The following is a 12552-nucleotide window of genomic DNA, read 5'->3' on the forward strand; positions in this document are numbered from 1 at the left end:
GGAATTACACGAATGAAGCAGGCAAAAGGAATTCTTGCGATCATACTCCACGCCCATCTGCCGTTTGTCCGGCATCCGGAGAGAGAAAAGACCCTCGAGGAATTATGGCTGTTTGAAGCGATCACAGAAACATACCTACCGCTTTTGTCCATGTTTGAACGGCTGGTTGGGGAGCAGGTGCCTTTTAAGCTGACTATGTCGATTACTCCTACGCTAGGTTCAATGCTCCGGGATCCGCTTTTAATCGAGCGCTACATCAAGCATCTCAATAGTTTAATCGAACTGAGCGAAAAAGAACTGGAGCGAACCCGCTTTCAGTCTCAGTTTTATCCTCTGGCTCAGATGTACCATGAATTGTTTCAAACCAGCCGCAGACTGTTTGAGGAGCAGTATCGATGTGATTTGGTCGCTGCTTTTGCTGAGTTTCAGGAACTGGGTGTGCTGGAGATTATTGCATCCGGGGCTACTCATGGCTTTTTACCGCTGATGGATCAAGAGCAGGCAGTCGAGGCGCAGATTAGGCTTGGCGTTGATTGGTACCGCCAGCAGTTTCACCGCGATCCGGAAGGTATGTGGCTGCCGGAGTGCGGTTATGCACCTGGAATGGATCGATATCTCCATAAACATGGAATCAAATATGTCATTTTAGATACCCACGGTGTGCTCCACAGTAAGCCGCGTCCGCGTTATGCCGTATTTGCGCCAGTCGTGACCGAATCGGGAGTGGCTTTTTTTGGCCGGGATGTGGAAAGTTCCAAGCAGGTGTGGAGTTCCACGGAAGGGTATCCCGGGGATTACCATTACCGGGAGTTTTATCGCGATATCGGATTTGATTTAGACTATGATTATATCCGACCGTATTTGTACAGCGATCATCGCGGCCATACCGGGATTAAATATTATAAAATTACCGGCCCCACCGATCATAAGCAGCCCTATTGTCCTAAGGCTGCCCGGGAAAAAGCAGCCGAGCATGCTGGGAACTTTATGTTTAACCGCGAAAAACAGGTTGAGTATCTCTGTCAGCATATGGAGCGCGAGCCAATTATCACTGCGCCGTACGATGCTGAGCTGTTCGGCCATTGGTGGTTCGAAGGTCCTCAGTGGCTTGAGTTTCTGATCAAAAAAATCGCCTTCGATCAGACAACAATTAAATTAGGCACTCCTGGGGAATACTTAAAGCGATACCCTGTTAATCAGGTGGTCCAACCTTCGATGTCAAGCTGGGGATTTAATGGCTACAATGAGGTTTGGCTCGATAATACCAATGATTGGATTTACCGCCATCTTTCTTTGATGGCTAAAGCTATGATTGAACTGGCGAACTGTGAGAGTGATAACTCCCTGATTATCCGGGGCCTGAATCAAGCCGCCAGGGAGCTGCTGCTGGCTCAGAGCAGCGACTGGGCATTTATCATGAATGCAGGAACAATGACTGAATACGCGGTCAAAAGAACCCGCGAGCATATTTGTCAGTTTTGGGAGCTGGAGAAGCAGATTCGCTCCGGCAGAGTAGACTCGGATTATCTTTCCAAATTAGAAGCCAAAAATAATATTTTCCCCAATCTGGATTACCGCATTTATCGACAAGGAACTGCAGTAAAACTACCAGCACAGATTATGTAAAAGGAGTGAAAGTGATGGGGACCTTAATTCACCGCAAGCCTAGGGTTGCATATTTCTGCATGGAATTTGGCTTGGATGAAACTTTTCCTATATATTCCGGTGGACTGGGTATTTTGGCGGGAGATTTATTGAAGTCTGCCAAAGACTTGGGTCTGCCCATGGTGGGTGTGGGAATCTTATGGGACGAAGGGTATACAGATCAGTTTATCGATAAAGACAACAATCCCTATGACTGTGCCCAAGAGTATTCGCGTGAACACTTGGAAGATACCGGTGTGACTGTGAAGATCCTGGTGCGGGGCGAAGAGGTTGTCTGCAAAGTATGGAAGACCGAAAAATTTGGCAATGTTCCTTTGTTTTTACTGGACGCTAATACCCCGGACAGCAGCCATGGATGGATGACCCGCCAGCTTTACTATGGCGACGGTCAGGATCGGGTAGCGGCAGAGATGATCCTCGGAATTGGCGGAGTAAGAGCGCTGAGGGCGCTGGATATAGATATTGATATTTATCACTTGAATGAAGGACACGCTGCATTTAGCGGTTTTGAGCTCATCCGCGAAAATATAGAGCGGGGAATGAGTTTTGAAGATGCCTGGGAAGCGGCGCGGCAGCAGATTGTGTTTACCACTCACACTCCGGTTATGGCAGGAAATGAGGAGCATTCCCATCAGCTGCTGCAGTTTATGGGAGCCTATAACGGCTTAAACTACGATCAGGCTGCTCAGCTTGGCGGAGACCCTTTTAATATGACTGTGGCAGGTCTGCGCTTAAGCTATATTGCCAATGGCGTATCTCAGCTTCACGGCATGACAGCGCGTTCTATGTGGAGGGGCAACATGGGTGCTTCGCCCATTATTGCAGTAACTAACGGAGTACATCAAAGAAGCTGGCAGCATCCGCAGATCTGGCAGATATTTCAGACCCAGGGCAATGTGTGGCGTCCGCATATGACAGCCAAGCGGCAGCTGATCAAGTTCATTGAAGATAAAACCGGGATCCGGTTAGAACAGGATAACTTGATTATCGGGTTCGCCCGCAGATTTGCTGCGTATAAGCGGAGTGGGTTGATTTTCCATAATCCTGAAATAATTGAACCTCTGCTGAAGGAGCGCATAGTCCAGCTGGTATTTGCCGGGAAAGCCCATCCCCTGGATGATGTGGGGAAGCAGGTGATCAGAAATCTGATGCACTACGTGAAGCGCTTCCCCGAGAGTGTAGTTTTCCTCGAAAACTATAATATGGCTGTAGGACGACTGCTGACCTCCGGTTGTGATGTCTGGTTAAACAATCCTCAGCGTCCTTTGGAAGCTTCCGGAACTTCAGGAATGAAGGCGGCCTTAAATGGTGTGCTGAATCTGAGCACTCTTGATGGCTGGTGGCCGGAAGGATGCGTCCACGGCGAAAATGGCTGGCAGATCAGTGGGGGCTACGAGGGACCGGAGCAGACTCAGGTTGATGCCGCCAATCTATACGATGTGCTGCTAAATGAGGTTATTCCAACCTATTATGAGAACCGCAAGCGGTGGGTTGAGATGATGAATAACAGTATTGCTATGGCGGTGAACCGGTTTACTACTGACCGAACACTGACCGAGTATTATAATCTCTTGTACCAGCCGGCGGTGAGTTTAAGAGACATAAAGCGGCAGATAATGAGTGTAGAAGCGATTCAGTCAGTTGAGTCCCACGATTCGCTTCAAACTGTAAATGTATAGGACTCCAAGGCATCTGGCGACAGGTGCCTTTTAAAATAAAAGGAATTTACCCACCTGCGTAGAAACCCCCCTACAGGTGATGCTGCATGAATAAATTAGAATTCTATCAAGAGCTGAATCGAAGTTTAACCGCATTGATCGCAGGTGAACCGGACGCCATTGCTAATTTGGCAAATGCCAGTGCACTTGTGTATGAGAGGTTAGCAAAAATCAACTGGGCTGGTTTTTATTTGATGAAAGGCGGAGAATTGGTGCTGGGTCCATTTCAAGGTAAACCAGCCTGCATCCGGATTGCCCTGGGGACAGGCGTGTGTGGAACCGCGGCTGCTCAAAAGCAGACAATCCTGGTTCCGGACGTCCATCAATTCCCGGGACATATCGTCTGTGATCCCGCTTCCCAATCGGAAATCGTCGTTCCGATTATCTCTGGGGGCAGGGTAAGGGGAGTTTTGGACATCGACAGCCCAATAATAAACCGCTTCGATCAGTTGGATCAAAGCGGTCTTGAGCAGTTTGTGAAAATATTGGAATCCGAAATCGCTTGGCCGGATATCACAGATTAATCGCTGGTTTAGTAAAAAGAGTCACTGCGAATAATGGACAGACCTAGATCGAAGACCTTGGCAAAGGCTTTATCTTTGCGTCTGGCATCGTTAATTTCCAGTTCGGCAGAGGACTTCGCTCTGACCTTAATCAGGCATTTATCATCCAGGATTTCCGCGCTGATTCTGGTCACTGTACCGGTTTGACTCCGGTCAAGGGAATGGGCAATCTGGAGGAATAGGGCCAGCTTTTTGATTAAATCAAGGTCTTCCGGAGTGAGAGGACCGTTGGTGATATAATCCTCGATGTTTGCCAAGAACAGGTCGTCGTGGGATGCGGCAACATAAGCGGCGATCACTCTTTCTCGATGGGTTAATCCATGAACCGGTGCGTTCAAAAGCATGTAAAGGGTATGTTTGTCCCGCCCTTCCACATCGATTACACTGCCGATTTCATGAAGCAGGCTGCTGATCAGCAGTAATCTGCGTTCAAATCCGTTTAACTTATGGAGCGGATAGAGCTGATCGAATAGTGTTACAGCTAAGTTTGAGACTCTGCGCAGGTGTGTTTCTTCCAGCTTGTAATAGGTGATCAAATTGTCGATATGATGGGTGATAACGCTTAGGACGATTGGGTCCTTCGTATACCGATGGAGGTACTCGTACAGCAGTCCATCCCGAATGCTGGTTGTACTGATAATGATATCTTGACGGCCGCTCACTTCCATTAAGCATTTAATGGCGGCAACACCGGCAACAATGATATCAGCCCGCGCTCGTTCTAATCCGGGGACAGTTAACCGTTCTTCCAGCGTCATTTGGGATAGGCGCTGATAGCATGTTACCACATCGTTATAATTTAGCTCATAAGCATCGGTTATATCTGGAACATAGTTTTTAGATTTGCGCACAACCCGAGCTAGCGAGCGAAAAGTACCACCCACACCAATGATGGGATGGCTGCCCTGGACCCAAGGTAGAGCTTTAAACGCATTGGTTAGATCGCTTTCCATCCGCTGCAGGTCTTCAGGATCCGGCTTATCGATCGTATTGTATTTCCTGGCTAAGCTCACTGAACCGAACGGCAGTTTAGAGCTGTTTTCCTTCATGCGGTCCATAAAGGAGACCAGCTTTAAGGAACCTCCGCCAAGATCTGCCATCAATCCGGAAGTTTGGGGCATGGTATTAACAGTGCCGAGGTAGCCGTAATAAGCTTCCTCTTCTCCGGATAAAACCTTGAAGTCAAGATTGGTCTCTTTTTTGATGCGGTCGATAAAGATGCGGCGGTTAGCAGCCTGTCGAGCGGCAGCTGTGGCCACCGTAATAATGTGGTCAACGCGCCGCGCTTTGCAGAGACGGATAAATAATTGGATCGTTTCGATTGCATAATGCATTGCTTTTTCTGACAGAATACCATTCTCGTCTATATCTGCAATTAGTCGAACTGTCTCTTTCAGATTCTCTCGCTGGTAATAAGCGCCGTGATCATCGACCTCAACAATTACCAGCCGGACTGAGTTCGAACCCAAGTCAATAATACCGATGCGTTCCATACGAATAACTCCTTTGAGTTTATTAAAGATATGTTAACCGTATTTTAACAAAATGGCGGCAAAATAGCAACATTATTTCTATTAATAGTATTATACTTGTTGGTTTATGCGCCTGCAAGCAGAAAGCAGTATTAAGACTATTTATTGACATTGGAGAATGCGAGGGGTATAATTTAGTAAAGAAGTAATAATTGTCTGTATTCAAGACAGGGGGAGGAGGTTATTTGATGGAAGTAACCAAAAAGGCTGAATACGCCATCAGTGCCCTCCTTGAGTTAGCGATGAATCCCGGTCAGTTTATTTCTTCAAAAGAAATTGCTTTCCGCCAGAATATCCCCGCCAATTTTTTGCCTCAGATCATAGCCATGTTAGGCAGCAAAGGCTGGGTTGAAGGTGTGCGCGGTCCTGGTGGAGGTGTCCGGTTAATTGGTGATCCTCACAAAATTAGTGTGCTGGAAATTGTTGAAGTCATCGAAGGTCCGATTGCGATTACACGCTGCTTGTCTTCAGAAGCTGAATGCATTAATGAAGCATTATGCCCACTGCATCCAGTTTGGAAACAGGCTCAGGAAGCTATGCTTGGAGTATTATCCAACACCACATTAACTGATCTGATTGAGATCAGAAAACAGCAGGAAAGCCAAGAAAATCGCATTAATCAATAGGAGGCACAGACATGGCAGGAAGGAACAAGTTTGCCAGATTAACTGTTCTAGTTTTGCTGCTGACCAGCTTCTGGTCGACAGCAGCTGCAGCGATGCAGATTGGATTTGTTGATTATGAATTCCTTTTTTCTGCTCATCCCGAGTATCCTCTGAAAAATCAAGAGTATCAGCAGGCAGTGCTGGAATACAACAGTGAGTTTGAACAAAAAATGGAGCAGGCGGCTGATGAAAATGAAATCAGCGAATTATACGCATACTATAGTTCTCTAGTCGCTCAATTTGAGGAGGATTTACGCATTTATATCCTTAATTCTCTTAATCAGCACATTGCCAAAGTAGCACAGGAGCAACAGATTGATGTTGTTTTGGTCAATACCATGGTAATTTATGGCGGGGTTGATCTGACTAAATCCGTTGTTGAAGAAATGTATCGGGCGTACGGTATTTCTGTTCCATCTTACATTCGCCAGCATTTTGAATAAGAGGGACAGGTTGATACAAAAAAAAGAGGAGGTTGAAGAAGTATGGAAAAGTGGGAATGCACAGTATGTGGTTATGTCTATGATCCAGAAGAGGGCGATTCAACTCAAGGTGTTGAACCGGGTGTAGCTTTTGAAGATCTGCCGGAAGATTGGGTATGCCCAGAGTGCGGTGTAGGGAAAGATATGTTTGAGAAGCTCAGCTAAGATTTAAAGGAGGAATTTCTACATAATGGCTAATCCAAGTGTTGATCATGATCTCTGCATCGGCTGCGGCCTGTGCGCAGAGATTTGTCCGGACGTTTTTGAAATGAACGATGACAATTTAGCCGTTGTTAAGGAAGGAGCCGACTGCGCTGCAGCTGGATGCTGTGAAGAAGCAGCCGATTCCTGCCCAACTGATGCAATTTCTCTGTAGTTTTCGGCCCCGCTAGGGGCTTTTTTATTGGCATAATAGGTCTCAATTGGTAGAAGAGCCAGCAGATTACCTGCTTATATTCGGTGCATACCGGGTACATTAAGATTGCACCGGAACTTAAGGAGGTGAACTTGCATGGCATTAGGTTCAAGTACTTCAAACAAAGTTGTGATACCGCAAGCAATCCAAGCCATGAATCAGTTTAAGTATGAAGTAGCAACTGAATTAGGCATTAATCCGGAGTACAAATCGGGTTATTGGGGCAATATCTCTTCACGGGAATGCGGTGCAGTGGGAGGACATATGGTAAGACGCATGATCGCTGCGGCTCAACAGTCGCTCGCCGGTCAGGGTGGTCAGCCAAACTTCCGCGGTGGTTTTCCGCAGGAGCCAAATCAAAGCTAACAATTAAATAAGAATGGGCAGCCCAGGAGGGCTGCCTTGCTTTTTTTGCGGGATATTACCAGGTTAAACGCTTTGAAATGCGGTTATATTATTACCGGAGACCGAAGGAGGTGACATAATGGCACGAGGCAGCAAGAGCAGAAACCGCAAGGTGGTTCCTGAAGCTGCTCAGGCAATGGAAAAGTTTAAATACGAAGTAGCAAGCGAATTGGGGATCAATCCTGAGTACCAATCAGGATACTGGGGAAACATTTCTTCCCGTGAGTGCGGTGCTGTGGGTGGACATATGGTTCGCCGGATGATCGCTGCTGCTGAGCAGTCACTTATCAATCAGCAGGGTGGATTCGGTTTGGAGCCAGATGCTCAACCAAGAGGACCTCAGGGCCCTTCGGCTCAATAATAAACGATAATTATGGAAATAAATTACAAGCTCCAGCAAATTACTTGTTGGAGCTTGACTTTTTTGCTATACTTTTTGTATAATCATATAGTGTGAGGTTTCCAATGCATGAAATTTATATGAAAGAAGCAATAATTGAGGCGAAAAAAGCACTTGAGCTTCGCGAAGTTCCTGTCGGAGCGGTGGTTGTGCTTGGCGACCAGATTATTGGACGCGGATTTAATCAGCGGGAGACCCTGGGTGACCCTACGGCTCACGCTGAAATGATTGCTATCCGGGCTGCCGCTGAGTTTTTAGGCAGCTGGAGATTGACAAATACGAGGTTGTATGTTACATTAGAGCCCTGCCCGATGTGTGCGGGGGCGATAGTTAACGCCCGAATCGATTCGCTGATATACGGTGCTGTCGATCCGAAATCAGGCGCTGTTTCTTCACTGATGAACTTGGTTCAAGATGAGCGTTTAAACCATCGGGTTGAGGTGACTGCCGGTATTTGTCGGGAAACCTGCAGTCAAATGCTGAAAGATTTTTTTGCGGGACTTCGGAAACGGAATAAATAGATAAGGAGAGGTGACAGAGCGGCCGAATGTGGCGGTCTCGAAAACCGTTGGATGCCTTTGGTGTCCCGTGGGTTCAAATCCCACCCTCTCCGCCAGAAAAAATTGTTAATAATATACATGGAGAGATGCTGGAGTTGGCTGAACAGGCACGACTGGAAATCGTGTAGAGGTGATAAGCCTCTCGAGGGTTCGAATCCCTCTCTCTCCGCCATTTAAAATAGGCAGCAGACTAATGGGTCTGCTGTTTTTTGCTTTATCGGGACCGATTCTGGTTAAACTAGTAGGGATAGAATTTCTGGGAGGTGAATAAGTGACTGTAAAAAACAGATTGGAAAAAACAATTGCAGATGCTCAAAGCCTCAGCAGCCAGTTAAAAATGCACGCGTTGGAAACGGATCAACCTGCCGTCAGTGACATGTTTGAATCCATGTCACAGGCGGTTGATGAAATGATTCCACGCCTAAAAGGACGCCTAGGTCATGTCAAAGATGAGGAGCCGCAGTACCGCTGAAGGGTTATTTTAGCAGTTCGCTCACCTTGACATGAGTGCTCGGATCGGATAAAATGTAGGTGTCGTGCTAGACGGGGAGGTAGCGGTGCCCTGTACCCGCAAACCGCTATAGCGGGGTCGAATTCCTATCTGAGGATTGGTCTTGTAGGGTCTGGTCTAGTTAAGTGGTGTTGACGATTGGGTCTTGCGCAATAAGACTTTACGAACCCCGTCAGGTCCGGAAGGAAGCAGCGGTAAGTAAATCCTCTTATGTGCCGCAAGGCAGCCTGGTCCGAGCTAACTGACTGGGTGCCGCCTGGAAGATCCTTTCGAGGATAGGTGCACGACCTTTTTATTTTGCGGAAATTCCTCCTGGGGGTATCCAAATGGCTTATCTGTCGCTGTACAGACGGTGGCGCTCGCAGAGCTTCGATGAGGTTGTCGGACAAGCGCATATTGTGCGAACTTTAAAGAACAGCTTGAATACAGGTAGAATCAGCCATGCCTATCTATTTTCCGGTCCGAGGGGAACAGGAAAAACAACGCTGGCCCGTTTGTTTGCTAAAGGACTGAACTGCGTTGAAGGGCCAACGGCTGATTTTTGTGGTAAATGTCCACAGTGTGTTGGTATTACCCAGGGAAATTCTCTTGATGTAATTGAAATAGACGGAGCATCTAACCGCGGTATTGAAGAAATTCGCAAGCTGCGGGAGCAGGTGCAGTACGCGCCGGTAGACGGTCTTTATAAGGTTTATATCATTGACGAAGTACATATGCTGACCACCGATGCATTTAACGCGCTTTTGAAGACATTGGAAGAACCACCGGAACGAGTGGTTTTTATTCTTGCTACGACTGATCCTCAGAAAGTTCCAACAACTATTCTCTCCCGCTGTCAGCGTTACGATTTCAAGCGCTTTCCGGCCGAAGACATCAAAAATCATCTGCAGTTTGTTTTAAGTAAAGAAGGCGTTGTGCCAGATCCGGATGCTTTGGAGATTATCGCAGAACACGCTGATGGCGGAATGCGCGATGCCTTGAGCATTGTTGACCAATGTTTGGCATATTCCGACCATTTAAGCGTAGAAGTGGTCAGTACTGTTTTGGGTGTTGCGACAAGGGAGCGGATTATCAGCTTTTTGCAGGGATTGAATCAACGGGATGGCGCAGAGCTTTTTCAGCAGATTCAAGACTTGTACTTAGATGGTAAGAGTCTGAGTCAATTTGTCAGGGATATTCTGGCATATTTAAGAAAAGCTATTGTAAATAAAACCGTTTTACCAGACATAGGCATAGAATGGAACAGCGATCAAATTTTAAAAGTTATGGCTGTTTTTTCTGAATGTGAGCGGGATATGCGCTATGTGCGGGATAACAATGTTCCGTTAGAGCTAGCTGTTCTCCGCTTGATTCAGCCGGAATCGCTGGTTGAAAAACTGCAGGAACGGGTTGATGTTTTAGAGAAAAAGCTTCAAGAGCTGGAGCGCACCGGGATCAGAACCGCTGATGCTGCGCGCCAGCCAAAAGAGGAATCTCAGCAAATTGTGTTAAATCCGGTGAGTGATGATCCGGACAAATTAAAGACTATTCAAGCTAACTGGCAGGAGTTTCTCAATCTTCTCCGCAACGAACGCTTGATCCAACCAGAAGCTTTTCTGCGGGAAGGTTATCCCGTTGGAATTGAGGGCAATCAAGTTGTTATAGGCTTCCCGCAGGGCAGAGGGTTTCACAAAGCCAGCATCGAACAGGATAAACATCGAGAACCTGCCGAGCGGGCATTGTCAAAAATGTTTGGCTGTCCTCTTACGATCAGATGCATTATGAGTGATGTTAAAGAGCAGCCGCAGCCGGATAATGCCCCGGATAACCAGGAGCAGACGATTGAGCAGCCAAAAGCAGAACACAACGACGCAGTGAACGCAGCCCTGGAAATTTTTGGCGGCAAGATAATTAAGATCAAGGAAGATTAGAAAGGTGGAGTATGAGTATGAACATGCAGAAGATGCTCAAGCAGGTTCAAAAAATGCAGGCTGATATGGCCAAAACTCAGGAGGAACTAAAAACTAAAACAGTGGATGCTACTGCCGGTGGCGGGGTTATTACCGTTACTGCCAACGGAGTTCAAGAGATTGTTGCTATTAAAATTGCCCCAGACGCGGTCGATCCCGATGACGTGGAAATGCTGGAAGATTTAGTAGTAGCTGCTGTTAACGAAGCTTTAAGAAAAGCTCAGGATCTGGCAGCGCAGGAGATGCAGAAGGTCACTGGTGGACTTAATATTCCAGGAATGCCCTCAGGATTATTCTAATGGCAAGATATGCAAAACCTTTGTCCAGATTAATCGATGAGCTGCGGAAACTGCCCGGTGTTGGGCCGAAAACTGCTCAAAGGTTAGCATTTCATTTGATAGAGGAATCAGAAGAAAATGTCCGCAGCTTGGCTTCAGCGATAATTGACGCCAAAGAAAAGATTCACTATTGTTCCCAGTGTTATAATCTTACTGATACTGATCCTTGTGCCATCTGCAGTGATCCAGCCCGCGATCAAGGCTCGATTTGTGTGGTAGAAGGTGCCAGGGATATTGTTGCGCTGGAAAAGACCCAAAGTTTTAAAGGCTTGTATCATGTCCTCCATGGTGCTATAGCACCACTGGAAGGGATTGGTCCGGGCGAGCTGCGGATCAAGGAGCTGCTTGAGCGGCTGAAAGGACCTGTTAAGGAAGTAATCTTGGCAACAGATCCTGATGTTGAAGGTGAGGCAACTGCTATGTATTTGGCCCGCCTGATTAAGCCTTTAGATATTAAAGTTACCCGAATTGCTCACGGAATGCCGGTTGGCGGAGACTTGGAGTACGTCGATGAAGTAACGCTTACAAAAGCCCTTGAAGGCAGGCGGGAGCTGTAATATTGCTGAGCAGAAGCATGGTTTATTAGGGAACAGCCCTGTAGACCATGTTTTTTTATAGAAGGATGAGTGATTATTATGGGAATTATTTCCATCGAAAACTTAACGAAAGTGTATGGCGATGTTCCGGCTGTTAACGACATCTCCTTCAGTGTAGATCAAGGTGAAGTCTTTGGATTTTTAGGTCCTAATGGAGCAGGAAAAACATCTACTATCAACATGATGATTGGTCTGTCCAGGCCTTCTGGTGGAAAAATTTTGATTGATGGATTGGATGCGGTAAAGAAGATCAAGGCTGTGCAGAAGATTATTGGCGTTGTGCCTGATGAAAATAACTTATACGATGAAATGAGCGGCTTTGATAATCTCTGCTTTTGCGGTTCACTCTACGGAATGCGCAGGGCAGAGAGAGAAAGGCGAGCAGCTGAGCTGCTTGAACTCTTTAACTTAACGGAAGCAGCTGACCGCCCGTTCAAAGCTTATTCAAAAGGAATGAAACGCAAACTAACCATTGCCGCCGGAATAATTCACAGACCGAAGATTCTATTTTTGGACGAGCCGACAACTGGTGTAGATGTTGAAAGTGCACGACAAATCAGAGAATTGATCTTAGATCTTAAGCAGCAGGGCACAACCATTTTTATTACCACCCATTATCTTGAAGAGGCGGAGCGAATTTGTGACCGAATTGCTTTTATAGTAAGAGGAAAAATTGTCAGGATCGGTGCTGTAGGTGAGTTAATGGAGGAGTTAAGGCAGGAGTATAAAGTTCGGCTGCAGACAAATGGCTTA

Annotated in this window: 16 protein-coding genes, 2 tRNA genes and 1 other RNA gene; 18 read left to right on the top strand and 1 reads right to left on the bottom strand. The window is 46.7% G+C overall.

From position 1 onward, the window contains the following. The first annotated feature begins 12 nt into the window (after positions 1 to 12). The 3 genes from GX019_11390 (at position 13) to GX019_11400 (ending at position 3907) form a co-directional block, all read left to right on the top strand. Positions 13 to 1626: a DUF1957 domain-containing protein gene (locus GX019_11390; GenBank protein ID HHT37760.1), complete on the top strand. Its 1614-nt coding sequence runs from the start codon at positions 13 to 15 to the stop codon at positions 1624 to 1626. 14 nt (positions 1627 to 1640) lie between these two features. Continuing rightward, positions 1641 to 3344 carry an alpha-glucan family phosphorylase gene (gene glgP, locus GX019_11395; GenBank protein ID HHT37761.1) on the top strand — a complete coding sequence of 568 codons (1704 nt, stop codon included), beginning with the start codon at positions 1641 to 1643 and terminating at the stop codon, positions 3342 to 3344. Positions 3345 to 3430: 86 nt separating this feature from the next. Beyond that, positions 3431 to 3907, top strand: coding sequence for a GAF domain-containing protein (locus GX019_11400; protein ID HHT37762.1), 477 nt, complete (start codon positions 3431 to 3433; stop codon positions 3905 to 3907). Between the two features lie 8 nt (positions 3908 to 3915). Here the strand turns inward: GX019_11400 and GX019_11405 are convergent, their stop codons facing one another. Next, positions 3916 to 5439, bottom strand: coding sequence for a Ppx/GppA family phosphatase (locus GX019_11405; protein HHT37763.1), 1524 nt, complete (start codon positions 5437 to 5439; stop codon positions 3916 to 3918). A gap of 227 nt (positions 5440 to 5666) precedes the next feature. On the opposite strand from GX019_11405, the gene GX019_11410 reads away from it, so the two are divergent. From GX019_11410 to GX019_11480, 15 genes are all read left to right on the top strand, one after another. Beyond that, positions 5667 to 6104, top strand: a complete 438-nt coding sequence (locus tag GX019_11410; GenBank protein ID HHT37764.1) for an Rrf2 family transcriptional regulator — start codon at positions 5667 to 5669, stop codon at positions 6102 to 6104. A gap of 11 nt (positions 6105 to 6115) precedes the next feature. Further along, positions 6116 to 6586, top strand: coding sequence for an OmpH family outer membrane protein (locus GX019_11415; GenBank protein ID HHT37765.1), 471 nt, complete (start codon positions 6116 to 6118; stop codon positions 6584 to 6586). Between the two features lie 42 nt (positions 6587 to 6628). Then, a complete protein-coding gene (locus GX019_11420; GenBank protein ID HHT37766.1) occupies positions 6629 to 6790 on the top strand; it encodes a rubredoxin in 162 nt (53 codons plus the stop codon). Between the two features lie 25 nt (positions 6791 to 6815). After that, positions 6816 to 7001 carry a ferredoxin gene (locus GX019_11425; protein ID HHT37767.1) on the top strand — a complete coding sequence of 62 codons (186 nt, stop codon included), beginning with the start codon at positions 6816 to 6818 and terminating at the stop codon, positions 6999 to 7001. Between the two features lie 135 nt (positions 7002 to 7136). Further along, positions 7137 to 7406 (top strand): alpha/beta-type small acid-soluble spore protein, encoded by a 270-nt coding sequence (locus tag GX019_11430; protein ID HHT37768.1) that lies wholly within the window; start codon positions 7137 to 7139, stop codon positions 7404 to 7406. Between the two features lie 118 nt (positions 7407 to 7524). Beyond that, entirely contained in the window at positions 7525 to 7806 is a 282-nt protein-coding gene (locus tag GX019_11435; GenBank protein HHT37769.1) for an alpha/beta-type small acid-soluble spore protein, read from the top strand. A 104-nt stretch (positions 7807 to 7910) separates the two neighbouring features. Continuing rightward, on the top strand, positions 7911 to 8366 hold the full coding sequence (gene tadA, locus GX019_11440; GenBank protein ID HHT37770.1) for a tRNA adenosine(34) deaminase TadA: 456 nt from the start codon (positions 7911 to 7913) through the stop codon (positions 8364 to 8366). 4 nt (positions 8367 to 8370) lie between these two features. Next, positions 8371 to 8461 (top strand) — tRNA-Ser (locus GX019_11445). A 24-nt stretch (positions 8462 to 8485) separates the two neighbouring features. Further along, positions 8486 to 8577 (top strand) — tRNA-Ser (locus GX019_11450). A gap of 99 nt (positions 8578 to 8676) precedes the next feature. Continuing rightward, the gene (locus GX019_11455) at positions 8677 to 8877 is read left to right on the top strand and encodes a DUF1657 domain-containing protein (protein ID HHT37771.1); all 201 of its coding nucleotides are present in this window, start codon (positions 8677 to 8679) and stop codon (positions 8875 to 8877) included. 62 nt (positions 8878 to 8939) lie between these two features. After that, positions 8940 to 9203: signal recognition particle sRNA large type (ffs, locus tag GX019_11460), an RNA gene on the top strand. A gap of 39 nt (positions 9204 to 9242) precedes the next feature. Further along, a complete protein-coding gene (gene dnaX / locus GX019_11465; GenBank protein ID HHT37772.1) occupies positions 9243 to 10826 on the top strand; it encodes a DNA polymerase III subunit gamma/tau in 1584 nt (527 codons plus the stop codon). Between the two features lie 11 nt (positions 10827 to 10837). Beyond that, positions 10838 to 11164 carry a YbaB/EbfC family nucleoid-associated protein gene (locus tag GX019_11470; protein HHT37773.1) on the top strand — a complete coding sequence of 109 codons (327 nt, stop codon included), beginning with the start codon at positions 10838 to 10840 and terminating at the stop codon, positions 11162 to 11164. Next, positions 11164 to 11760: a recombination protein RecR gene (gene recR / locus GX019_11475; GenBank protein HHT37774.1), complete on the top strand. Its 597-nt coding sequence runs from the start codon at positions 11164 to 11166 to the stop codon at positions 11758 to 11760. The genes GX019_11470 and recR overlap by 1 nt, the downstream gene beginning before the upstream one ends. A 78-nt stretch (positions 11761 to 11838) precedes the next feature. After that, on the top strand, positions 11839 to 12552 hold a 714-nt coding region (locus GX019_11480; protein HHT37775.1), incomplete at its 3' end, for an ABC transporter ATP-binding protein.

It is taken from the genome of Bacillota bacterium (assembly GCA_012837335.1).
Lineage (GTDB): Bacteria > Bacillota > Limnochordia > Darwinibacteriales > DTU012 > DTU012.